Genomic DNA, 22403 nt, shown 5'->3' with positions numbered 1-22403 from the left:
GCCCCATGCGCAAGATCTATGTAGCAGGCCACCGTGGCATGGTTGGCGGCGCGATCCTGCGCCGTTTGCAAGACCGCAAAGACGCCGGCGAAGCGCTGGAGCTGATCACCCGCACCCATGCCGAGCTGGACCTGACCGATCAGGCCGCCGTGCGGGAGTTCATGCAGGCTGAACGCCCCGATGTTGTGATCCTGGCCGCCGCAAAGGTGGGTGGGATTCACGCCAATAACACCTATCCGGCGGATTTCATCTACGACAACCTGATGATCGAATGTAACGTGATCCATCAGGCGTTTGCGGCGGGTGTAAAACATTTGCTGCAACTGGGCAGTTCCTGCATCTACCCGCGCGCTGTACCGCAGCCCATGCGCGAGGATGCCCTGCTGACCGGTGTTCTTGAGCCGACCAATGAACCCTATGCAGTGGCCAAGATCGCCGGGATCAAGCTGTGCGAAAGCTATAACCGGCAGCACGGGGTCGATTACCGCTCGGTCATGCCGACCAACCTTTATGGGCCGGGGGATAATTTCCACCCCGAAAACAGCCATGTTCTGCCCGCCCTGATCCGCCGGTTCCACGAGGCGCAGCGGGACGGTCTGGACGAGGTGGTAATCTGGGGCACCGGCAAACCTCGGCGCGAATTCCTGCATGTGGATGACATGGCCGAGGCATCCTTGTTCGTGCTCGACCTTCCCCACGATGTCTACGCGGCAAACACGGAACCGATGCTGAGCCATATCAATGTTGGCTGCGGCGAAGATGTGTCGATCGCGGAACTGGCAGCATTGGTGGCGAAAACCACCGGATTTAACGGCAAGATAACGCAGGATACCAGCAAACCCGATGGCACCCTGCGCAAGCTGATGGATGTGTCCCGTCTGGCGGATATGGGCTGGCGCGCGCGTGTTGGCCTGGAAGATGGTATTCGCGAAACTTATGCGTGGTTCCTGGACCAGGCGGACGCCGATCTTCGCGCCAAGTGAAGACCTGCAAACCAACAAACCCGGAATCAGCTGCCCTCACCTTTGGTTGCTGATTCCCCCGCGCCAGTTACCTGTGACTTCTAACCCAACGGCGCATAGTTTGGCCTGTTCGGCTTAGAAAAAGGCGTCTTTTGGCCGCCTTGTTTCGTCTGAGACCATCATAAATCACGGATTCTGATGCCAGCGCAAAGCGTTGGGCCGTTCGGTATTCGCGTTGCTCAAATCAAAGGCATTCCACCGCAATCGGGCGAGGCGGGGCGAAAAAAGACGATCATGCGTTGACAAGCAGATTTCAAAAATGCAACCAATCGCATAAAGGTTACATGAAAAGGTTGCAATCGTTGCCCGACCGCGCCACCAGTTCTCAGCCAGTATCGGACGGTTCGATCCTGAAACTGTCCGCCTTCAGCCTGTCATTTCGTGGTCAGCCAGCGGCGGCGGTTGACGGGCTGAGCCTGTCGGTCCAGGCTGGCGAAACCCTGTGCATCGTGGGCGAGTCCGGTTGCGGGAAATCGGTTACAGCAATGGCATTGATGGGGTTGCTGCCGCGCGACGTGATCGACATCCCCTCGGGGCAGTTGGAGTTTGAGGGCCACACCTATGACCTGCGCACCCAGCAGGTTGACGCGGAAACGCGGGGCGACCGGATGGCGATGATCTTTCAGGAGCCGATGACCTCGCTCAACCCCGCGTTCAAGGTCGGCGATCAGATCACCGAGGCCGTCCTGCATCATCGCAACTGCAGTCGGGCTGAGGCGGACGCAAGCGCGCTTGCCATGCTGCGCCGCGTTGGTATCCCGGCTCCGGAACAACGTTTGAATGAATATCCGCATCAGCTTTCGGGTGGCATGCGGCAACGGGTGATGATCGCGATGGCGCTGATCAACAACCCGTCGCTGCTGATCGCAGATGAGCCAACAACGGCGTTGGACGTGACCATTCAGGCGCAGATTCTGGACCTGATCCGGGAACTTCAGGCCGAAACCGGCATGGGCGCTGTGTTCATCACCCACGACCTTGGTGTCGTGGCTGAAATCGCGACCAATGTAGCCGTGATGTATGGTGGCCAGATCGTCGAAAGCGGCCCGGTGGATGCGGTGTTCGACGACCCACAACACCCCTATACGATTGGCCTCATGAGTTCGGTTCCACGGATGGCCGGCGCGCGGGATCGGTTGATCACCGTTCCGGGGACGGTGCCGTCACTGGCCGATATGCCGAAAGGGTGCCGGTTTCGCACGCGCTGTCCCTTTGCCACCGATGACTGTGCCGAACGTCCAAGCCTGTCAGAGATAGCGCAGGGAGAGCATGCCGTTGCCTGCCACTATGCCCCGCTGGAACAGCTCAAGGGGGTCCGATGCGCGATGTAATCCTTGAGGCGCGGAACCTCACCCGTCATTTCACGCTGGGCGCAGGGTTGTTCGAACGCAAGACGGTTGTGCGCGCGGTTGATGGGGTATCCTTGTCGGTGCGCAAGGGCGAGACCTTTGCCATCGTCGGGGAATCCGGCTGCGGGAAATCCACGCTTGCCCGCCTGCTGATGCGTCTGGATCGCCCGACATCCGGCCAAGTTCTTTTTGACGGGCAAGAGGTTCAGGACCTCGCGCGCCGCGACATGGCCCCGCTGCGCCAAAAGATGCAGTTCGTGTTCCAGGACCCGTTTTCCTCGCTCAACCCGCGCATGACCGTGGGCAAGCTGGTTGGTGAACCACTGGAGATCCACGCGCCGGAACTGGACGAAGGCGCGCGCCGTCAGAAAGTGGCCGCGCTGTTGGCGCAGGTCGGGCTTTTGCCGGACCACGCAAACCGTTACCCGCACGAATTCTCGGGCGGTCAAAGGCAGCGGATCGGGATCGCCCGTGCGCTGGCCTCGGGGCCGGAGCTGTTGATCGGGGATGAACCTGTCTCAGCGCTTGATGTGTCGGTGCAGGCGCAGGTGGTCAATCTCCTGAACGATCTGAAACAGGATCTGGACCTGACACTGGTGATCATCGCCCATGATCTGGCCGTGATCCGGCATATGAGCGACCGCATCGCGGTGATGTATCTGGGGCAGGTGGTCGAAACCGGCCCGGCGGATCAGGTGTTCGAAGAGCCGCGCCACCCCTATACCCACGCGTTGTTGTCGGCGATCCCGGAACCCGAACCGGGCCGCGCGCGTAATCACATGGCTCTGACGGGGGAAACGCCCAGCCCGTCTTCTCCGCCATCGGGGTGCCGGTTTCATACGCGTTGCCCCTTTGCACAGGATGATTGCCGGGCGCAGGCCCCGGTTCTGGATGACGCAGGCGGGGACCATCACGTCGCCTGCCATCACTGGAAAACCATACCAGAGGCCGGAAAACCGGCCCCGCCACGGCGTCGCAGCGCCGGAGCAGAAGAGCGGTTCGCGCTGTATCGCGCGGCTGTCCAATCTTCGCAGAATTCTGCCAAAAACAGAGAGGAATTATCATGAATGTCTTGAAAACCGGACTGATAGCCGGATTACTTGGCGCCACGGCACTATCCGCCCAGGCTGCCGATCTGCGTATCGCCCTACAATCGGATGCCGATGTGCTGGACCCTGATCAGTCACGTACTTTCGTGGGGCGCATTGTCTATGCCTCGATGTGCGACAAGCTGGTCGACATCACCCCTGATCTGGAACTGATCCCGCAATTGGCGACTGGCTGGGAATGGAGCGAGGATGGCACATCCCTGACCATGACGCTGCGCGAAGGCGTGGTGTTCCATGACGGCACGCCGTTCAACGCGCAGGCCGTGGCGGACAATATCGACCGCTCGCAAAACCTTGAGGAATCGCGCCGCAAGTCCGAGTTGAAATCGGTCACCGGTGTGGATGTGGTCGATGACTATACCGTCCGCTTCAACATGGCCGCACCTGATGCGACCCTTCTGGCACAATTCGCCGACCGGTCGGGCATGATGGTTTCCCCCACCGCAGCCAAGGCGGCCGGGGCCGATTTTGGCCTGAACCCGGTCTGCTCCGGCCCGTTCAAGTTCAAGGAACGCGTGGCGCAGGACCGGATCGCGCTGGAACGGTTCCCGGATTATTGGAACGCGGACGAAATCCACTTTGACAGCGTCACCTTCCTGCCGATTCCGGACACCACCGTGCGTCTGGCCAACCTGCAATCGGGTGACATCGACATGCTGGAACGTCTGGCCGCGACCGATCTGGCGCAGGCCGAAGGCGATGGTGGTATCAATGTCGAACGCGCCGTTTCGCTGGGGTATCAGGGCATTACCATGAACGTGAACAATGGCGACAAGGGCGACAACCCTTGGGGCAATGACAAACGTTTGCGTCAGGCGCTCAGCTACGCTCTGGACCGCGATGCAATCAACCAGGTCGTGTTCGAAGGGGCGTTTGCACCGGGCAACCAACCTTTCCCGCCCACGTCCCCGTGGTATGACGCCGACCACCCGGTGCCTGCGCGTGATGTGGAAAAGGCCAAGGCCCTGTTGGCCGAAGCGGGCTATCCCGACGGCATCGATTTGGAGGTTCAGGTGCCCAACACCACCGTTCCGCTGCAACTGATGCAGGTGGTACAGGCGATGGCAGCCGAGGCCGGGATCAATATCGAGATCACGTCCAAGGAATTCGCCACCCTGCTGGCCGATCAAAGCGCCGGTGACTATCAGGCCAGCCAGATCGGATGGTCGGGGCGCGTGGACCCCGATGGCAATATCCACCAGTTCATGACCACCGGCGGCGGCATCAATGACAGCCACTATTCCGATCCAAAAGTGGATGAGATGCTGAACAACGCCCGTGCCTCGACCGATTTCGACGCGCGCAAGGCGGATTATGACAGCGCGCGGGACATTCTGGCGCAGGACATGCCCATTGTGTACCTCTATCACCAGACATGGATCTGGGCGCTGGATGATGGCCTCAAAGGGTTCACCCCTTACCCCGACGGCATGATCCGTCTGGAAGGCGTGAAGCTGGAGAAATAAGCCACTCACCCCCCGCCCGGTCCTATGGCCGGGCGGGTTCCCTAGACCGAAAGCCCTGATCCCATGCTGTCTTTCATCCTCCGCCGCATTCTGATTGCGATCCCGACGATCCTGCTGATCTCGATCTTCGTGTTCAGCCTGCAAAAACTGCTGCCCGGCGACCCGGTCCTTGCCATGGCGGGTGAGGAGCGTGATCCCGAAGTGCTGGAGTTCCTGCGCGAGAAATATCGCCTGAACGATCCGATCCCGGTGCAATACCTGACATGGGTGGGCAATGCGCTGCAGGGCGATCTGGGGATATCGCTGCGCACCAATCAGCCGGTGACCGAACTGATTGCGGAAAAGCTGCCGGTGACGATTCAATTGGCTGTCATGGCGATCCTGTTTGCACTGGTGATCGGAATACCGGCGGGCATCTTGTCAGCGGTCAAGAAAGGCACGGTCACAGATTACGTGGCCAATATCGTGGCGCTGTCCGGGCTGTCGATTCCGAATTTCTGGCTGGGGATCATGCTGATCCTGCTGGTGTCGGTGAAACTCGATCTGCTGCCGGCCTCGGGCTATGTGCCGCTGTCAGAGGATCCGGTGAAATCGATCACCACCATGCTGATGCCCGCCTTTGTGCTGGGCACCGCGCTGGCCGCGACACTGATGCGGCATACGCGGTCGGCGATGCTGGGCGTGCTGAAATCCGATTACGTGCGCACCGCCCGGGCCAAGGGTCTCTATGAACGCCGCGTGGTGCTGAAACACGCCTTCCGCAATGCGCTGACCCCGATTGTCACGCTGACCGCGCTGCTGTTCGGAGAACTGATCGCGGGCGCCGTCCTGACCGAGCAGATTTTCACCATCCCCGGCTTCGGCAAGATGGTCGTGGATGCGGTGTTCAACCGTGACTATGCCGTGGTGCAGGGCATCGTGCTGGTCACGGCCGTTGGGTTCATTGTGATGAACCTGCTGGCGGATGTGGCCTATGTGCTGTTGAACCCCCGTCTGAGGAACGCCTGATATGGCTTTAGCTGATCCCATCCTCGCGCGCCGTCCTGAAAATCGGGTCTGGAAGAAATTCCGCACCCACAAAAGCGCTATGCTGGGCGGTTTTCTGGTCACGTTCTTCGTGCTGATCGCCCTTCTGGCCCCGATCCTGCCCGTGCCCGATCCGGCGGCCACCGATTGGGGCGCGGTGCGCAAACCACCTACCGCCGCGCATCCGTTTGGCACGGATGAGATCGGGCGGGACGTGCTGTCGCGTATGATCTGGGGGGCGCAGGCGTCTTTGCTGGCGGGTGTGGTATCCGTCGGGATCGCTGTGCTTCTCGGCGTTCCGCTGGGCATCATCGCGGGCTATTTCGGCGGCTGGATTGACGCGATCATCTCACGCTGCACCGAGGCGTTGCTGGCCGCGCCGTTCCTGATCCTCGCCATCGCGCTGGCGGCGTTTCTGGGCCCATCTTTGACCAATGCGATGATTGCGATTGGCCTGTCGGCCACCCCGATCTTCATCCGCCTCACCCGAGGGCAGGTCCTGTCGGTACGGGCCGAAGACTACGTGACCTCGGCACGTGCCATCGGTTTGCCGACGTTGAAAATCCTCAGCCGCTACATCTTCCCCAACGTGCTGCCACCTGTGCTGGTGCAGGCGACGCTGACCATTGCCACCGCCATCATTGCCGAGGCGTCGCTATCTTTCCTTGGCCTCGGCCAGCAACCGCCCGCGCCAAGCTGGGGATCGATGCTGAACACCGCCAAGAACTTCCTCAACCAGGCCCCGTGGATGGCCATGTGGCCGGGCATCGCGATCTTCCTCGTGGTGCTGGGGTTCAACCTTTTGGGCGACGGGCTGCGCGATGCGCTGGACCCGCGCGAACATTGATTTCGGAGAGCTACCATGACTGAATTCACCACCCGCCCCGAGATCCGAGGCACTTTCGGCGTCGTCACCTCGACCCACTGGATCGCCTCGGCTGTGGGGTTCGGTATTCTGGAAAAGGGCGGCAACGCCTTTGACGCCGCCGTGGCCACCGCGATGACACTGCAAGTGGTCGAGCCGCATCTGAACGGCCCGGCAGGCGACATGCCAGCCCTTTTCCACTCGGCCAAGACCGGTAAAACGCAGGTGCTGTGCGCGCAAGGCCCCGCACCCGCAGCGGCAACGATTGAGCATTACACCGGGCTGGGCCTGAACCTGATCCCTGGTTCGGGCCTGTTGGCGACCGTGATCCCCGGAGCCTTTGATGGCTGGATGCTGATGCTGCGCGATCACGGGCAACTGCCGCTGCGCGAGGTGATGGAACCTGCCATCGCCTATGCCCGCGACGGCCACCCGGTTCTGCCGCGCGTCGCGCACACGATTGATGGATTGTCTGACTTCTTTGAGGACGAGTGGCCTTCATCTGCCGAAACATGGATGCCGGATGGCAAAGCCCCCGAGCCGCACAGCAACTTTGCCAACCCCGCGCTGGCGGCGACCTATGAGCGGCTTGTGACGGATGCCGAGGCTGCCCATGAGGATCGCGCAGATCAGATCGACGCCGCCCGCCGGGCGTGGCGCGAAGGGTTCGTGGCCGACCGCATCTTTGACTATCTGGCCGATGCCAAGATCATGGATGTCTCAGGCCAGCGTAACGCCGGTGTCATGACGCGCGCGGATATGGCCGATTGGCAGGCGACCTATGAGGATACGCTGACCTACGACTATCACGGCTGGACCGTCCACAAGACCCACGCCTGGAGCCAGGGTCCGGTTCTGTTGCAGGCCTTGGCGATCCTTAAGGGCATCGACCTTGGGTCGATGGACCCCAACGGGGCCGAATTCGTCCACACAATCATCGAAGCGATGAAGCTCGCCTATGCGGATCGCGAGGCCTATTACGGTGATCCCGATCACAGCGACATCCCGATGGAGTATCTGCTGAGCGACGCTTACGCTGCCGAACGGCGCGCGCTGATCACTGCGGATGCCTCGCAGGAACAACGCCCGGGCCGGGTGCCGGGATATGAACATCTGGCCGACGCCTATATCGCCCGTGCGGCGCGCGATTTCTCGGCCAGAACCGGGGCCAGTGCGGGGGAACCCACCATGTCGCACTTATCCGAGAAACGCGGTGACACCGTGCATCTGGATGTGATCGACCGTTGGGGCAACATGGTGGCCGCGACGCCCTCGGGCGGGTGGCTGCAAAGCTCGCCGGTCATTCCGGGGCTGGGTTTTCCGCTGAATAGCCGGGCGCAGATGTTCTGGTTGGAACCGGGCCTGCCAACCTCTCTGGCACCCGGGCGCAGACCGCGCACGACGCTGACGCCCAGTTTGGCGGAAAAGGACGGGGTGCAACTGGTGTTCGGCACACCCGGCGGCGATCAGCAGGATCAGTGGCAGCTGATCTGGTTCCTGCGCTTTGTGCATTTCGGCTTGGGTTTGCAGGAATGCATGGACGCGCCGCTGTTCCATTCGATGCACTTTCAGGGTTCGTTCTATCCCCGTGCCGCCGCCCCCGGCGAGATGATGATCGAAGCGAGTTTCGGCGAGACCGTGATCGAGGACCTGCGCGCGCGCGGCCACAAAGTCACCGTGGCCGAGCCATGGACGGTGGGCCGCCTGACCGCCGCCTTGCGCGAAACGGATGGAACCCTGCGCGCGGCGGCGACGCCGCGGTTGATGCAGGCTTATGCGGTGGGGCGGTGACATGACCTATTCCCTGATCGCAAAAGACCCCGAAACCGGTGCCATTGGCCTGATCGTGGCCAGCCGTTTCTTCGCCTGCGGAGCGCGGGTGCCCTGCGTTGGCGCGCGCAGCGCGATTGCCTCTCAGGCGTTTTCCAACCCGGTCTGGGGGACCGAAGGGTTGAGACGTCTGGAGGCAGGCGAAGCAGCCCAGGATGTTCTCGATGACCTTGTGCAGCGCGACGAGGGGCGCGCTGCACGCCAGGCGCATCTGATGGACAGCCAAGGGCGCTTCGCCGCCTTTACCGGGGCAGATTGCATCGACTGGGCCGGGCATCGGATCGGGGCGCAGCATTCGGTTGCGGGCAATATGCTGGCCGGGCCGGACGTTGTGGATGCCACCTTTGAAACCTACGCCGCCGAGACCGCGATGCCCTTTCCCGAACGCCTCATGACCGCGATGGAGGCGGGCGAGCGCGCAGGTGGTGACAAGCGCGGCAAACAAGCCGCCGGTCTGGTCATCCACCGGGGTCAATCGCACGCGTGGCTGGATATGCGCAGCGACGATCACGCCGACCCATTGGCCGAGCTGCGGCGGCTGTATGATGTGGCCGGAGAACGGTATCTGCATTTTGTCGAGGCGATGCCCAGCGAACAGAATTTTTCGGGCAACCCCGACCGGACCGCACTGGATGCCGCGATTGCGGAGGCCGAAGCGAAACGGCGGGCCGAGGGGCGGGTCAGCCGCTCGCTGGCCAGCGATCCCGCGTGATGCATGGGCGGGATTGAGCTTTCAACCCTTGCGACCCTGATCGCCATAGCGGGTGCCGCCGGCGTGTTCGGTGGCATTCTGGCTGGCCTGCTGGGGGTTGGCGGCGGCATCGTCATCGTCCCGGCGCTGTATTTCGCGCTGTCCCTGACCGGCAGCGATCCGGCGCTGACCATGCAGGTGGCGGTCGGGACCTCTTTGGCCACCATCGTCTTTACAGCCTTGTCCTCCAGCTGGGGCCATTACAAACGCGGCGCACTGGACATGGCTCTGCTGAAACGCTGGGCTCCGGCCATTCTGGTGGGCGTGATCATCGGCGGGCTGCTGGGCGGTGTGGTCAGCGGCTATATTCTGGTGGCCGTCTTCGCCACGGTCGCCGCGCTGGTGGCGCTGGACATGATCTTTCGCAAACCCGGCAACTCCGACACGCCGCGCAGCTTTTCGCCTCGTGTCTGGGCCGCAACCGGTGTCTTTGCCGGGGCGATTTCGGCAATGATGGGCATTGGTGGCGGTACGGTCTGTGTGCCGGTTCTGAACTTTCTGGGCTATGACATCCGCCGCGCCGTTGGGACCTCGGCCGCTATTGGGTTCGTTATCGGCCTACCGGGGGCGCTGATCTATGCGGCGACGGGGCTGGGGCAAACCGGCTTGCCGCCATTCTCCGTCGGTTATGTCAACCTGATCGCCGCGGCGCTGATCATTCCGCTGACCACCAGCTTTGCCCATGTGGGGGTTCGCATTGCGCATACGATCTCGCAACGTGCTTTGCGCCTTGCCTTTGGGGGCTTCCTGATGCTTACGTCGCTGCGCATGTTTTACGACCTGATCGGAGCGTTCTGACCTTGGGGACCTGTCCTACCGATACCGAGCTGACCGCTGCCCTGCGTGCGGGGATCGACACTGGCGATTTCCTGAAGAACGGCAAACTGCTGCCTGAACGCGCCTTGGCCGAGGCGCTGGCCGTGACCCGCGCCCGCATGCGTCGCATTCTGGACCAGCTTGAGGAAGACGGCACCGTGTTTCGCAGGCACGGGCAGGGTACATTTGTGTCGCCGCCCCCTGCTGTGGGTGCCAGTCCCTTTCGCACCGTTGCGGCCAAGGTGATGCCCCGCGATGTGATGGAGGTGCGACTGGAAATCGAACCGGCCCTTGCGGCCCTTGCGGCACAGCGCGCCACGGCCAAAGAGTTGCGCACGCTGGAACAGCTAACGCGGGCCACTTTGGACGCGGCAGATACTCAGGCCTACGGGGTCGCGGATGACGTGTTTCACTACAAGATCGCCGAGCTTGCCCATAACCCGCTGTTCCTGACGGTCTATGATTCAATCCGCGCCGTGCGCAAGCAATCGGCCTGGACCCAACAACGGGAAACACATTACTCGCCCTCGACACTCGTGCGTCTGGGCGAACAGCACGAGCAGCTGTTCAGCAGCATCGCAGCGCGGGACAGTCAGGCCGCTGCCGAGGTCATGCAATCGCATCTGCTGTCCGTGTCGAACGCCATGCTGCGTGACAGGACCTATGGCCAGACACCCAGCATGATTGAGGATTAATCCGACCGCCGCAGAGGCGTAAGAACAGGTTTGAACAACGAAATGCCCAATCTTTTCAGCAGCCTCCAGCTTCGCGATGTCACCTTCAAGAACCGCATCGCGGTCTCCCCAATGAGCCAGTATCGCGCGCAGGAAGGGCAGGCCAATGACTGGCATCTTGTGCATCTGGGACGGTTCGCCATGGGCGGTGCAGGGCTGGTCTATGCCGAGGCCACCGCGGTCACGCGCGACGGACGCCGCACTGCCGGCGATCTGGGGCTGTGGGATGACAGTCAGGTCGAACCGCTGAAACGCATCAGCGCCTTTATTGAACAGGAGGGCGCAGTGCCGGGGATACAGTTGAGCCATGCGGGCCGCAAAGCGTCCGAGCGCCGCCCCTGGCACGGCGAAACGCCACTGGATGATGTGGACGCCTCAGACCGGGGCGAAGAGGCGTGGCCTGCGATTGGGCCCTCGGCCCTGCCTTATGCCGATGGATGGCCGACCCCGCGTGAGATGACCGAAGAGGACATTGAAACGGTCATCGCGGCCTTCGGGGACGCCGCCAAACGTGCCCATTGTGCGGGGTTCAAAGTGATCGAGGTCTACGCGGCCCATGGTTTTCTGGTGCATCAGTTCCTGTCCCCGATCACCAATCAAAGGCACGACAAATGGGGTGGGACGGCCAAAAACCGGATGCGGTTCGCGGTTGAGGTTGCGCGGGCGGTCCGCCGGACCTGGCCCGATGATCTGCCGCTGGCTTTTCGGCTGTCAGCCACTGATTGGGTGGAAGCCGGTCTGACCGTCGAAGACACGGTAGGCATCGCCAAAGCGCTGAAAACTGCGGGAGTGGACCTGATCGATTGCAGCTCGGGCGGGATCGGGGGCAAAGAACGCCCGCAGCGGATGACAATCACCCAGGGTTTTCAGGTACCCTTTGCCGCGCAGGTACGGACACAGGCGGACATGCCGACCATGGCCGTCGGGTTTCTGTGGGACACCAACACATGTAACGCGGTGATCGAACGCGGGGATGCGGACATGGTTGCCATCGCCCGAGAGATGCTGGACGACCCCAACTGGCCGCTGCACGCCGCCGCACAACTGGGGCTGGGTGCCAATCACGCGCTCTGGCCGGTTGAGGCTGGCTGGTGGCTGATGAAACGCGACAGGCTGCTGGCCAAGCTGGGTCTGCGCGAGGGCTGAAGGGCCGGGCGATTTTTCCCAGTGAATATGTCTCGCCATTAGTTTTACATCGCTGGTCATGCCATTTACCGTTGCAACTCAGTCAATCGGAGTTGACGCAATGGCTGGTCCCGACGGCACGCTAAAAACAACCGAATTGCGGATCGCGGTCACGCCGTATTTTAACATGGCTGCCACGATGTCGTTGCTCGACCCGTTTCGTGCCGCCAATTATCTGGAAGGTATGCCGCTGTTTCGCTGGCAGATCGTATCCGAGTCCGGAGGTATGGTTGTTGCAAGCAACGGCGTGGATATCAGGACCAGCGGGTTTGCCGAAGCGGAAATGAACATTGCCGATATCGTTTTCGTTTCTTCCAGTTGGGAACCGGAGCGTCACGTCTCTTCTGCGCTGCGCGCTTGCCTGAGAGATGCGGCCAAACGGCAGGCCATTCTGGGGGGCATAGATACCGGTGCCTACATTCTGGCGCGCGCCGGTTTGCTGGAAAACTACACGGCCACAGTGCATTACGAACATATGGACGCGTTTCAGGAACTGTTTCCGAACACCGGCATCAGCGAGGCGCTGTGGGTCATTGATCGCCGCCGCGTGACCTGTTGCGGTGGGGCGGCTTCGCTTGATCTGGCGTTGCATCTGATCCAGCAATCCCATGGCAGTGCTTTGGCCAATGCTGCCGCGCGCTATGTGTTTGCACCACCGGTGCGCGGCCATGGCGCGCGGCAATTTCCCCAAGACGCTGAGCCTTTGGGGAATTCGGTGCCGTCCGCCGTACGAGCGGCTATTCAGGTGATGGAGACCAACCTTGAGAACCCCTTGTCGATTGCTGATGTCTGTCAGCGCGTGGGCCTGTCCCATCGGCAACTGGATCGCTTATTTGCCCAATGTGTGCGCAAAACCCCCAGGTTGTACTATCGCGATATTCGCCTTGATCGGGCACGGGGCTTTGTCACGCAAACCGATCTGACCATGTCCGAGATCGCCTTTGCCAGCGGCTTTTCCAGCCAGGTCCATTTCAGCCGCGCCTATAAGGATCGGTTTGGTCATCCCCCCAGCAAAGACCGGATACAAGGCCGTATACCGTTCGAGTTCCGGGCGTGGCCGATGCACCGCGCTCCAAGGAGTGTGGCGAAATAAGGAAAACAGATGGCCAGCCATGTAAAGCCCCTGACACTGATCCGGGAAATGCTGACAGGCAGACATTCTGATTCTCGTCACAAGGACAGCACATGGCCCAGTTTCCAGATCAGCGCGCGTTTGAGACTATCAAACAGGGCTACGATCCAGACCCAAACCGTGCCCTTTCGCTGCGCAAAGAAGCATATGTTGACCCGGAATGGTATGAGGTCGATCGCAAGGGCATCCTCGCCACGTCCTGGCAGTGGGTCTGCCACGTGGAAAAACTGCGCACGCCGGGTTCTTATGTGACGACGCAGATCGCAGGGCACCCCATTGCTGTCCTACGTGATCGTGAGGGCGAGCTGCGGGCCTTCTACAATGTCTGCAAACACCGCGCGCACGAGTTGTTAAGCGGCGAGGGTGAAACCACGCGGATCATGTGCCCCTATCATGCCTGGGTTTACAAGCTGGACGGCCAGCTTGTCCGCGCGCCTGAGACCGAGCATCTGGATGGATTCAATCCGCGCGAAATTTGCCTTGATACGGTGCAGGTCACCGCGTTTGCAGGCTTTGTCTTTGTGAACCTTGATCCCGACGCAGAACCGCTGGCCGTGCAATCGGGCAATCTGGAAACCGAAATCCGCCATTGGGCACCGGATATAGAGCAGCTTACCTTTGGCAAGCGCCTGACCTATGACATCCGGTCGAATTGGAAAAACGTCGTCGATAACTTTTTGGAATGCTACCATTGTCCGACTGCACATAAGGATTTCTGCGATCTGGTGGACATGGATACCTATAAAGTTACGACCTATGGCATCTATTCCAGTCATATGGCCGAGGCCGGGCAGAGCCCCAATTCCGCCTATGACGTTTCAAACGCGACGGTGCGAACCCACGCGGTCTGGTGGCTTTGGCCGACCACGTGCCTGATGCGCTATCCCGGCAGGTCCAGCATGATTGTGCTGAACATTATCCCGGTGGGCCCTGATCGCACCTTGGAGACTTATGATTTCTTCCTTGAAACACCCGAACCCGACGCAATGGAGGTAGATGCCATGCGCTATCTGGACGAAGTGCTCCAGGTTGAAGACATCAGCCTTGTCGAAAGCGTGCAGCGCGGGATGGAGGCACCTGCCTTTACCCAGGGTCGGATCGTCTCAGACCCGTCGGGGTCGGGTAAGTCGGAACATGCCGTGCACCATTTCCACGGGCTGGTTCTGGATGCCTATGCGCAGGTGTCCCCGTGACGCGGCCCAATATCGTCGTCGTGATGGCCGACCAGCTGGCCCCACACTTCATCGGCGCATATGGCCATAAAACCGCCAAAACACCCAACATAGATGCGCTGGCGGCGCGGGGGGTGCGGTTCGATGCGGCCTATTGCAATTCGCCGCTTTGCGCGCCCTCAAGGTTTGCTTTCATGTCGGGCCAGTTGGTCAGCCGGATCGCGGCCTATGACAATGCCTCTGAATTCCGAGCCAGCGTGCCAACCTTTGCCCATTACCTGAAATCACTGGGGTACCGCACCTGCCTGTCCGGCAAGATGCATTTTGTCGGCCCCGATCAGATGCACGGGTTTCAGGACCGCATCACCACGGATATCTATCCTGCGGATTTCGCCTGGACCCCCGATTGGGAGGCCCATGATGAGCGGATCGACAAGTGGTACCACAACATGCAGACGGTCAAGGAAAGCGGCGTGGCCGTCGCCACCTATCAGACCGACTACGATGACGAGGTTGAGTTCGCCGCCCGAAGGTGGCTGATAGACCGGGGCCGCGATCATGCCGCGGGGCGGGCTACGCCGTTCTGTTTGGTGGCCAGCTTTATCCACCCGCATGACCCCTATGTGGCCAAGCCGGAATTCTGGGATCTCTACAACGATGATGAGATCGACATGCCCGAAGGGCTGCCTTTGGACCAGCATGACCCGTTTTCACGCCGGGTAATGGAGGGGATCGAGGCCTCGACCGTCGCACTGACCGAGGAAGAGGTCCGCCGCGCCCGTCGTGCCTATCTGGCCAATGTCAGCTATTTCGACAGCAAGGTCGGCGCGATGGTCAAGGCGTTGGAGGAGACCGGCCAGATCGACAACACGGTGATCATTGTGACGGCTGATCACGGGGACATGCTGGGTGAGCGAGGGTTGTGGTACAAGATGACCTTCTTTGAACACTCGGCCCGGGTACCGCTGATATTTGCCGGTCCCGATGTGGCGCAGGGATCGGTTTCCAATGCCTGTTCCCTTGTCGATCTGTTGCCGACATTTCTGGAACTCGCCGGGGGTGGGCGCGATATGCTGGGCGAACCTGTCGATGGCCGATCCCTGATGCCCCTTGCGCGCGGCGAACCTGCAGCAGAGGACGAAGCGATTGCTGAATATTGCGCCGAAATGACGCCCTGGCCCGTTTTCATGATCCGGCGCGGGGCGCTGAAATACGTTCATTGCGACGTGGACCCGCCGCAATTATATGACCTGACCCGCGACCCTGAGGAACGGACCAATCTTGCCGTTCACCCGGATTATGCAGCCGTTGCCGCCGGTTTCGCGGCTGAGGTGGCCGAGCGTTGGGACAGTACCGCGCTGCGGCAGGACGTCATGCGAACCCAAAAATCCCGCCGCGCCCTGCATGCCGCGATGGAGGCAGGTGCGTGCGAGCCATGGGACTATAACCCGCCGCGTGATGCCAGTCAGGAATATGTGCGCAACCATATGGATTGGACTGTGGCAGCCGCGCGCTATCGCTATCCGCCCACTGAAGGAACATCATGATGGGCATGCAGGCAGGCAAAGTGGCGCTTGTGACCGGTGGGCGCGGCGGCATTGGACGCGCCATCGTGGATCGGCTGACACAGGAAGGGGCGGTTGTCTACGCAGCAGACCTCAGCGAAAGCGGCTCGATGTCAAATGCGGGTGAGTCGGCGAGCCGTTTTGTCCGGCTCGATGTTACGTCGGAACCCGAAACCATCGCCGCGATGGGGCAGGTTCGCAAGGAACAGGGTAAGCTGGACATTCTGGTGAACGCTGCAGGGATCGAGATCGAAAAGACCATCGAGGACACCACCCTTGAAGAATGGAACCGGTCCTTTGCGGTCAACGTGACCGGCACGTTTCTGACCTCGAAACACGCGCTGCCCCTGATGCGGGTAGCCGCGAAAGAGGGTCACTCGGCATCGCTTATCAATTTTGGGTCCTATGACGGGTTCATCGCCGATCCCGGTCTGGCCGCCTATTGCGCCACCAAAGGGGCCGTACACGCGCTGACCCGGGCTATGGCCTGCGATCATGGGCCTGAAGGTATTCGGGTCAATGCGATCTGTCCGGGGTATATCGACACGCCCATGCTGCAGAGCTTTTTCACCGGCGACGGCTCGGGCGCAGGTGGCAAAACCATCAACCAGTTGCAGCAGGCGGTCCGCGACGTGCATCCCATGCGCACCTACGGCACGCCGCAGGATATCGCAAACCTCGTCAACTGGTTGGCCAGCGACGAGGCGCGCTATGCCAGCGGGCAGCTCTGGGTTCTGGACGGAGGGCTGAGCGCGCAGGTTCAGCAGATGCGGCTATGATGCGGCTGGCTGGAAAGCGGGCTTTTGTCACCGGCGGACGCCAGGGGATCGGACGCGCCATTGTCGAGGCTTTTCTGACCGAAGGCGCCGAGGTGACCACCTGTGGGCGCGGGGCAGGGCCGGCGGATTTGCCCTGTGACTGGCTGAGCCTTGATGTAACTGACCCGGCTGCAGTGGATCAGGCGGCCCGACATTTGGGCGATTTGGATATCCTGGTGAACAACGCGGGGGTGCAGGTCGAAAAGACTGTAACAGACAGTACCGATGCCGATTGGGATCTGGTTATCAACGCGAATTGTCGGGGCGTTTTCAACTGTTGCCGCGCCTTTATCCCAATCCTGCGATCCGGGGCGAGTATCATCAATATCGGCTCGATCTCGGGTCAGGTCGCGGACCCGTCCATGGCGCTTTACAATGCATCGAAAGCCTTTGTTCACGGGCTGACACGCTCCATCGCTTTGGATCATGGGCCTGATATCCGGTGCAATGCGATTTGCCCGGGATGGATCAATACCGGCATGCTTGAGGCCGGGTTCGACCTTGCAGACAATCCCGCTGCCGCAAAACGCGACGCGATTGCGCGGCATCCTGCGCGCCGGTTCGGCCAGCCGCGTGATATTGCATCAATGGCGGTTTGGCTGGCGTCAGACGAGGCAGGTTTTGCCACCGGTCAGCTTTTCACTGTCGACGGGGGCATGACCGCCGCGTCCCCCCTAAATCCCGGGTTATTTTGATGTCTGATGTCTCGCATACAGCTGTTCTTGGGGGCGGAGTGATCGGGGCCAGCTGGGCGGCCCTGTTTCTGGCCGCAGGCCGCTCGGTCACCGTTTATGACCCCGCACCGGACACCGAAGAAACCATCCGCGCCGCGATCGAAAACGCCTGGCCCACTCTGGATGAGTTGGGCCTGACCGAGCGCGGCACACCCGATGCGCTGCGTTTTGCGGCCACAGCTGCGGACGCCGTTGACGGCGCGGCGTTCACACAGGAAAACGTGCCCGAACGCGCCCGGATCAAACGCGCGCTTTATGCCGAAATCGAGCCCGCCTTAGGCGCGGATGCGATTGTCTCCAGCTCTACGTCGGGAATGACCTTAGAGGCCCTACAGGCTGGTTGGGCCGACCCGGCGCCGCTGATCTTGGGCCACCCTTTCAACCCGCCTCATCTGATCCCATTGGTGGAGCTGACAGCAAATGACCGGACAGGGCAGGGCGTATTGGAGCGTACCGAGGCATTCTATCAGGATATCGGAAAGGTCACGATCCGGATCAAAAAGGGCCTGCCCGGCCATGTGGCCAACCGTCTGCAAGCCGCCGTCTGGCGCGAGGCGGTGCATATGGCGGTGGAAGGCGTGGCCTCGGTCGAAGACATCGACAAGGCAATGTGGGCCGGCCCGGGTCTGAGATGGGCGGCCATGGGCCCTACGATGCTGTTCAACCTCGGCGCGGGCGATGGCGGCCTGCGCGCATTTTGCGACCATTTTCGCGATACGTTTAACGGGTGGTGGGACGGTTTGGGCCAACCTCGTCTGACCGATGAGGTCATCGAGACGCTGGTCCAGGGCGTTCAAAGCGAAGCAAACGGCCGATCCACTCGGGAACTGGCGGCAGAGCGGGACGCATTGATCGTGGCAATGCAAAGATCGTTGAGCGACTTGCGAACCTGATCGAGCGGTCAAACCCCTGCGTTGCGGATCAACTATCAGAAGGGTTTCAAATCAAACTGGAGTGTGAAGAAATTCGCCACAGAACTGAAAGTTGATTGTGAACTGCGGCCATCTTCGTCCGTGGTCATCGTCACAAACTGGCCGGGCAATAGCGCTGTGTCGGTTCGTCGAATTTCAGCGGGTTCAAAAGGCGGTTTTGGTCGAGTAAAACCGGTGGAACAGAGCTCAAAAAAACGGGCAACCCCATGACTTTGCAACACTGGAGCAACGCGATCCTTGATCGGCTTGAGGCTGAGGGAAAGCAGATCGAAATCAAGGACTGCGCTCGGCTGTTCGCCCCTGGAGCCTATGGTGAGGTGTTCCTGATCGTGCGGGCGGGTATTGTTCGTGTTGAACAGACCAGCCCATCTGGCCGCACAGTCGTTTTGTATCGTGTGGGGCCGAATGAAAGCTGTGTGATGACGACCTCATGCATGCTGTCCGACATACCTTATTCCGGGTTTGGCTATGCCGAGGGGCCCGTGACTGCGCTGGCCATCGGTCGGGAACGGTTCAACACGTTGCTGGCCGAGGATGAGGCGTTTCGGGCGGCTGTCTTTATGGCCTTTTCGCAGCGCATAGTCGAACTGTCCCAGGTCATTGATGACCTGCTGTTGAACCGGATGGATCAGAAGCTGGCGCTTTGGTTGCTGGAGCGCAGCGCGGATGCGCCAGAAATCCATACCACGCATCAACGCATCGCAACCGAGCTTGGCAGCGCGCGCGAGGTCATGTCCCGTATCCTCAAGGATTTTGAACATCGCGGATGGGTGTCGCTGGAACGGGGGGTGATCCATTTGCAGGACCGCGCAGCCCTGCGGTTTCATGCCAAAACTGGGTCTGTGTGATCTGGTCACATATCGCCCGCGGGAAACCTGCGATTCTCCGGTCAGATGATCAAGGAGATTCGACCATGCAATTCACATCCAATGTAGGCTCGATTGACCGGGTGTTGCGTTTGATTCTGGGCTTTGCCCTGATCGTTCTGGCGTTGACCGGAACCATTGGGCTTTGGGGTTGGCTGGGCGCGGTATTCGTTGTGACGGCCTTCATCAAGTTCTGCCCGATCTATGCAATGCTGGGTTTGTGCACTGACAAAAAGGCCAGCCAATGACAGGGCGTGTCTATCCGTCACGGCGGTCGATTCTGAAACTGGGATTGGCCAGCGCCTTGTTTGGCTCGCCTTTGCTGGCTGCCAATCCGATAGAAACCAAGGTCGATCCGGGGCAATTGTCGGATCGGCAACGCACCCCGCTGGGGCTGTATCTGACCCCATCCGAGGCACATAACGCGTTGCAGCGCGATCCGGACATCCTGTTCGTGGATGTGCGCGATCCAATCGAGATTTCGTTTGTCGGCCATCCCGAGGGCTTGGACAAGATCATCCCGCTGGGTCTTGTGACACATCAGGTGGACCCGGTCAGCGGTCAATACCGGATGCGGAACAACGCCAATCTGGTGGTGGAATTCGATGCTGTTCTGACCGAACAGGGAAAATCCAAAGACGAACCGATCTTTGTCACCTGCCGGTCTGGCGCGCGATCGGCGGTTGCTGTGCGCTTGTTGGCCCAGGCGGGCTACACGAATGTCTGGAACCTGATTGAAGGGTTCGAGGGCGACAGGGACGCTTCTGGTCGCCGCTCAGTCAACGGGTGGCGCAACGCCGGATTGCCGTGGGGCTATCAGTTGGAGCCCGGCGTTGCGTGGCAAGGGTCACGCTAGATTGGCCGCTTTTGAGGGGCAGGGTGGCCTTTGACCACTTTTGCCCCCGTAAGCGTGGCCAGGGCAGGGGCCAGATACGGGTGAATGAAAACAAAGCCTTTGGCCTGCAACACATTAGGCAGGACACGCTGACCGCTCAATAGGGTTTCGCGCCCCATTTCACCTGCAAGCGAAGTGATCAACCAGCCGGGTGCCCGCAAAAAGACAGGGCGGCGCAGTGCCCTGGCCAGTGCGCGGGTGAAATCGGAGTTTCGCACCGGATGAGGGGCCGTTGCGTTGACAGGGCCACTGATATCCGGGCGCGACAGGGTAAAGGCGATGGCCCGCACAAGGTCATCCAATTCAATCCACGGCATCCATTGCCGCCCGTCCCCCAATTGGCAACCGCCGCCAAACTCGAACGGGGTCAGCAGGCGGCCCAGTATTCCGCCCTGAACGCCCAGAACAAGCCCAATGCGCAAGTAGACAACGCGCACCCCTTGCTCTGCGATCGCGCTGGCCGCCGTTTCCCATGCGTCACAGACCTGATGCACAAAGGCGGGGGAGGGGGGTGCGGCCTCGGTCAGGGGCTCGTCACCCCGAAGCCCGTACCAACCAACCGCCGATCCGTTGATCAGGCTGGCTGGTTTGTGGTCCAGCCGTCGGATCAGGGCGTTCAATGCCTGCGTTGTATAAACCCGCGACTGGATGATGCGCTTTCGCTTGCGGGCCGTCCAAAACCCATTCGCCACAGGTTCTCCGGCCAGATTGATGATGGCATCAAAGCGTTCCGTAGTGCTGATCTGGCTAAGATCAGAGATCAGACGCACCGGGTGGGGCAGGCCCTCGGCCCGGCATGGGTTGCGAGTCAGAATGGTGACGTGATGCCCCGCCACGACCAACGCCTGCACCAACCGTTGGCCAATAAAGCCGGTCCCTCCGGTGATCAGCAGGTGCTGATGGGGCGCCAGGCTTGCGACCAGTGCCGCAGGTTCGCCAGTGACCAGCCGCGCGCTGCGTTCAGCGGCCATAAAATCGCGCAAGCTGAACAGACCGACACCCAGCGCGGCCAGCGTGGCCATTGCGCTCCAACCCCCATAGCTGACCAGTATCAGGGCCGAAGGCAGGGCGGACCACGCCCAAAGAAAGGGCGCGGCCAATGCCAGAATGGCACCATAGTTCAGCGCCAGAAGGGTATGGTTGACCCGCTCGGTAGCGGGCAGACGGCGGGTCAGATCCTCTTCTACGAAATCCCAAAGGGTGATCAGCACCTCAAGGATCAGGATCACGGTCAATACGATGGTGAACGCGCCATGTGGTTCAAACCAGGCCAGACACAGGAAAATGACTGCATAAAAGGCGTTGCGGATCGCATGCAGGCGCAGCTCGGTCTTTTGTGAAGGACGCCAGGCCAACCTTTCTGTGCCTTCATGATGCACCAGAGTGTCAAACGCGCCCATGAAAATCTGGATGGAGATCAATGTCCAAAGCAGGGGGTTGTCCATGGTAAATCCTTATCTGTCGTGAAAAAGGGCGTCTTGCCGGATGAGTTCTCCGAACAGGCGGCTGTGCAGGGATAGGGAAAACAGGAATTGCCCATTGCCCTTGTCCTCATGCGTTATGGTCAGATGACCGGGCTGCAACCAACGGGGCAGCCGCATCTTGCGGGACCCGATGTGCAAAAAGTAATGCACGCTGTGAAAGCGGATACCTTTGGGATTTGCGCTGACCCGCAGGGCCATTCCAATACCGGCCCCGATGTATTCCTCGATCCCAGTTGGCCCTGCGAAGCGTTTTGAACTGTGTATAACCTGCGGGAACCCACCTTTGCGGCCGTATTGGCGTACCCAGAACTGGCCACAGCCGGCGCGATCTTCGGTCACGGTGACAATTGCGGGTTGCCCGACGCAGGTTGTGTCAATTGGCAGGGGGCCACCGATCAGCCGGGCTATTTGCGCCAATACCTTGTCCATGAATGACATGCGCATCGACACCACCTTGCCCTGGTAAACCACGCTTGCGCCATCGCTCAGGCAGTGGCCAAACCGGCGCTGTACGGATCGGGGCAGAGTGGACCATGCGGCGGCACCGATCAGGTCGCGAAAGCGGGCGTCTTCGGTTCCGACTGCATGTGGCGAGAAACTGCCTTGATACACCATTCAATACCTCCTGATATTTCTGTATAAACAGAAATAA

22 protein-coding genes are annotated in these 22403 nt (G+C 60.8%); 20 read left to right on the top strand and 2 right to left on the bottom strand.

From position 1 onward, the window contains the following. Positions 1-5 precede the first annotated feature (5 nt). The 20 genes from fcl (at position 6) to ACRZ94_RS13975 (ending at position 20228) form a co-directional block, all read left to right on the top strand. Positions 6-983: a GDP-L-fucose synthase gene (gene fcl, locus ACRZ94_RS14070; RefSeq protein ID WP_480654368.1), complete on the top strand. Its 978-nt coding sequence runs from the start codon at positions 6-8 to the stop codon at positions 981-983. Positions 984-1306: 323 nt separating this feature from the next. Next, positions 1307-2353 (top strand): ABC transporter ATP-binding protein, encoded by a 1047-nt coding sequence (locus ACRZ94_RS14065; RefSeq protein WP_480654366.1) that lies wholly within the window; start codon positions 1307-1309, stop codon positions 2351-2353. Continuing rightward, positions 2341-3438, top strand: a complete 1098-nt coding sequence (locus ACRZ94_RS14060) for an ABC transporter ATP-binding protein (RefSeq protein ID WP_480654365.1) — start codon at positions 2341-2343, stop codon at positions 3436-3438. The genes ACRZ94_RS14065 and ACRZ94_RS14060 overlap by 13 nt, the downstream gene beginning before the upstream one ends. Further along, positions 3435-4946 (top strand): ABC transporter substrate-binding protein, encoded by a 1512-nt coding sequence (locus ACRZ94_RS14055; protein ID WP_480797604.1) that lies wholly within the window; start codon positions 3435-3437, stop codon positions 4944-4946. The genes ACRZ94_RS14060 and ACRZ94_RS14055 overlap by 4 nt, the downstream gene beginning before the upstream one ends. 63 nt (positions 4947-5009) lie before the next feature. Beyond that, positions 5010-5954, top strand: coding sequence for an ABC transporter permease (locus ACRZ94_RS14050; RefSeq protein WP_480797603.1), 945 nt, complete (start codon positions 5010-5012; stop codon positions 5952-5954). Position 5955: 1 nt separating this feature from the next. Further along, entirely contained in the window at positions 5956-6819 is an 864-nt protein-coding gene (locus ACRZ94_RS14045; protein ID WP_480797602.1) for an ABC transporter permease, read from the top strand. A 15-nt stretch (positions 6820-6834) separates the two neighbouring features. Then, positions 6835-8628 carry a gamma-glutamyltransferase family protein gene (locus ACRZ94_RS14040; RefSeq protein ID WP_480654357.1) on the top strand — a complete coding sequence of 598 codons (1794 nt, stop codon included), beginning with the start codon at positions 6835-6837 and terminating at the stop codon, positions 8626-8628. 1 nt (position 8629) lies between these two features. Beyond that, positions 8630-9379: a DUF1028 domain-containing protein gene (locus tag ACRZ94_RS14035; protein WP_480654355.1), complete on the top strand. Its 750-nt coding sequence runs from the start codon at positions 8630-8632 to the stop codon at positions 9377-9379. A 3-nt stretch (positions 9380-9382) separates the two neighbouring features. Further along, positions 9383-10216: a sulfite exporter TauE/SafE family protein gene (locus ACRZ94_RS14030; protein ID WP_480654353.1), complete on the top strand. Its 834-nt coding sequence runs from the start codon at positions 9383-9385 to the stop codon at positions 10214-10216. Positions 10217-10218: 2 nt separating this feature from the next. Continuing rightward, a complete protein-coding gene (locus ACRZ94_RS14025) occupies positions 10219-10929 on the top strand; it encodes a FadR/GntR family transcriptional regulator (RefSeq protein ID WP_480654351.1) in 711 nt (236 codons plus the stop codon). A gap of 42 nt (positions 10930-10971) precedes the next feature. Beyond that, positions 10972-12114 (top strand): NADH:flavin oxidoreductase/NADH oxidase, encoded by a 1143-nt coding sequence (locus ACRZ94_RS14020; protein WP_480797601.1) that lies wholly within the window; start codon positions 10972-10974, stop codon positions 12112-12114. 100 nt (positions 12115-12214) lie between these two features. Then, positions 12215-13246, top strand: a complete 1032-nt coding sequence (locus ACRZ94_RS14015) for a GlxA family transcriptional regulator (RefSeq protein WP_480797600.1) — start codon at positions 12215-12217, stop codon at positions 13244-13246. Positions 13247-13338: 92 nt separating this feature from the next. After that, the gene (locus tag ACRZ94_RS14010; protein WP_480797599.1) at positions 13339-14478 is read left to right on the top strand and encodes an aromatic ring-hydroxylating oxygenase subunit alpha; all 1140 of its coding nucleotides are present in this window, start codon (positions 13339-13341) and stop codon (positions 14476-14478) included. Next, the gene (gene betC / locus ACRZ94_RS14005; protein WP_480797598.1) at positions 14475-16004 is read left to right on the top strand and encodes a choline-sulfatase; all 1530 of its coding nucleotides are present in this window, start codon (positions 14475-14477) and stop codon (positions 16002-16004) included. Before ACRZ94_RS14010 ends, betC begins: the two co-directional genes overlap by 4 nt. After that, positions 16001-16801, top strand: a complete 801-nt coding sequence (locus ACRZ94_RS14000) for an SDR family NAD(P)-dependent oxidoreductase (protein WP_480797597.1) — start codon at positions 16001-16003, stop codon at positions 16799-16801. Before betC ends, ACRZ94_RS14000 begins: the two co-directional genes overlap by 4 nt. Then, positions 16798-17535, top strand: coding sequence for an SDR family NAD(P)-dependent oxidoreductase (locus tag ACRZ94_RS13995; protein WP_480797596.1), 738 nt, complete (start codon positions 16798-16800; stop codon positions 17533-17535). The genes ACRZ94_RS14000 and ACRZ94_RS13995 overlap by 4 nt, the downstream gene beginning before the upstream one ends. Continuing rightward, positions 17535-18467, top strand: coding sequence for a 3-hydroxyacyl-CoA dehydrogenase NAD-binding domain-containing protein (locus tag ACRZ94_RS13990; protein ID WP_480797595.1), 933 nt, complete (start codon positions 17535-17537; stop codon positions 18465-18467). Before ACRZ94_RS13995 ends, ACRZ94_RS13990 begins: the two co-directional genes overlap by 1 nt. Before the next feature lie 245 nt (positions 18468-18712). Next, positions 18713-19354 (top strand): Crp/Fnr family transcriptional regulator, encoded by a 642-nt coding sequence (locus ACRZ94_RS13985; protein ID WP_480797594.1) that lies wholly within the window; start codon positions 18713-18715, stop codon positions 19352-19354. Positions 19355-19419: 65 nt separating this feature from the next. Beyond that, positions 19420-19620, top strand: a complete 201-nt coding sequence (locus tag ACRZ94_RS13980; RefSeq protein WP_480654333.1) for a YgaP family membrane protein — start codon at positions 19420-19422, stop codon at positions 19618-19620. After that, the gene (locus ACRZ94_RS13975; RefSeq protein ID WP_480654331.1) at positions 19617-20228 is read left to right on the top strand and encodes a rhodanese-like domain-containing protein; all 612 of its coding nucleotides are present in this window, start codon (positions 19617-19619) and stop codon (positions 20226-20228) included. The genes ACRZ94_RS13980 and ACRZ94_RS13975 overlap by 4 nt, the downstream gene beginning before the upstream one ends. Here ACRZ94_RS13975 and ACRZ94_RS13970 read toward each other — a convergent pair. Together ACRZ94_RS13970 and ACRZ94_RS13965 are read right to left on the bottom strand one after the other, a co-directional pair. Then, a complete protein-coding gene (locus tag ACRZ94_RS13970) occupies positions 20225-21712 on the bottom strand; it encodes a TIGR01777 family oxidoreductase (RefSeq protein ID WP_480797593.1) in 1488 nt (495 codons plus the stop codon). The genes ACRZ94_RS13975 and ACRZ94_RS13970 overlap by 4 nt on opposite strands. A gap of 9 nt (positions 21713-21721) precedes the next feature. Further along, positions 21722-22366, bottom strand: coding sequence for a DUF4166 domain-containing protein (locus ACRZ94_RS13965; protein WP_480797592.1), 645 nt, complete (start codon positions 22364-22366; stop codon positions 21722-21724). Positions 22367-22403 lie beyond the last annotated feature (37 nt).

It is taken from the genome of Ruegeria sp. CH10 (assembly GCF_056537125.1).
The sequence above is the reverse complement of the archived record's forward strand: the minus strand, read 5'-3'. Positions and strand labels throughout refer to the sequence as shown.

What these genes read in the sequence shown, in the direction of transcription:
- fcl (WP_480654368.1), top strand. Translation starts at nt 6, where the DNA reads ATGCGCAAGATCTATGTAGCAGGCCACCGTGGCATGGTTGGCGGCGCG.
- ACRZ94_RS14065 (WP_480654366.1), top strand. Translation starts at nt 1,307, where the DNA reads ATGAAAAGGTTGCAATCGTTGCCCGACCGCGCCACCAGTTCTCAGCCA.
- ACRZ94_RS14060 (WP_480654365.1), top strand. Translation starts at nt 2,341, where the DNA reads ATGCGCGATGTAATCCTTGAGGCGCGGAACCTCACCCGTCATTTCACG.
- ACRZ94_RS14055 (WP_480797604.1), top strand. Translation starts at nt 3,435, where the DNA reads ATGAATGTCTTGAAAACCGGACTGATAGCCGGATTACTTGGCGCCACG.
- ACRZ94_RS14050 (WP_480797603.1), top strand. Translation starts at nt 5,010, where the DNA reads ATGCTGTCTTTCATCCTCCGCCGCATTCTGATTGCGATCCCGACGATC.
- ACRZ94_RS14045 (WP_480797602.1), top strand. Translation starts at nt 5,956, where the DNA reads ATGGCTTTAGCTGATCCCATCCTCGCGCGCCGTCCTGAAAATCGGGTC.
- ACRZ94_RS14040 (WP_480654357.1), top strand. Translation starts at nt 6,835, where the DNA reads ATGACTGAATTCACCACCCGCCCCGAGATCCGAGGCACTTTCGGCGTC.
- ACRZ94_RS14035 (WP_480654355.1), top strand. Translation starts at nt 8,630, where the DNA reads ATGACCTATTCCCTGATCGCAAAAGACCCCGAAACCGGTGCCATTGGC.
- ACRZ94_RS14030 (WP_480654353.1), top strand. Translation starts at nt 9,383, where the DNA reads ATGGGCGGGATTGAGCTTTCAACCCTTGCGACCCTGATCGCCATAGCG.
- ACRZ94_RS14020 (WP_480797601.1), top strand. Translation starts at nt 10,972, where the DNA reads ATGCCCAATCTTTTCAGCAGCCTCCAGCTTCGCGATGTCACCTTCAAG.
- ACRZ94_RS14015 (WP_480797600.1), top strand. Translation starts at nt 12,215, where the DNA reads ATGGCTGGTCCCGACGGCACGCTAAAAACAACCGAATTGCGGATCGCG.
- ACRZ94_RS14010 (WP_480797599.1), top strand. Translation starts at nt 13,339, where the DNA reads ATGGCCCAGTTTCCAGATCAGCGCGCGTTTGAGACTATCAAACAGGGC.
- ACRZ94_RS14000 (WP_480797597.1), top strand. Translation starts at nt 16,001, where the DNA reads ATGATGGGCATGCAGGCAGGCAAAGTGGCGCTTGTGACCGGTGGGCGC.
- ACRZ94_RS13995 (WP_480797596.1), top strand. Translation starts at nt 16,798, where the DNA reads ATGATGCGGCTGGCTGGAAAGCGGGCTTTTGTCACCGGCGGACGCCAG.
- ACRZ94_RS13990 (WP_480797595.1), top strand. Translation starts at nt 17,535, where the DNA reads ATGTCTGATGTCTCGCATACAGCTGTTCTTGGGGGCGGAGTGATCGGG.
- ACRZ94_RS13985 (WP_480797594.1), top strand. Translation starts at nt 18,713, where the DNA reads ATGACTTTGCAACACTGGAGCAACGCGATCCTTGATCGGCTTGAGGCT.
- ACRZ94_RS13980 (WP_480654333.1), top strand. Translation starts at nt 19,420, where the DNA reads ATGCAATTCACATCCAATGTAGGCTCGATTGACCGGGTGTTGCGTTTG.
- ACRZ94_RS13975 (WP_480654331.1), top strand. Translation starts at nt 19,617, where the DNA reads ATGACAGGGCGTGTCTATCCGTCACGGCGGTCGATTCTGAAACTGGGA.
- ACRZ94_RS13970 (WP_480797593.1), bottom strand. Translation starts at nt 21,712, where the DNA reads ATGGACAACCCCCTGCTTTGGACATTGATCTCCATCCAGATTTTCATG.
- ACRZ94_RS13965 (WP_480797592.1), bottom strand. Translation starts at nt 22,366, where the DNA reads ATGGTGTATCAAGGCAGTTTCTCGCCACATGCAGTCGGAACCGAAGAC.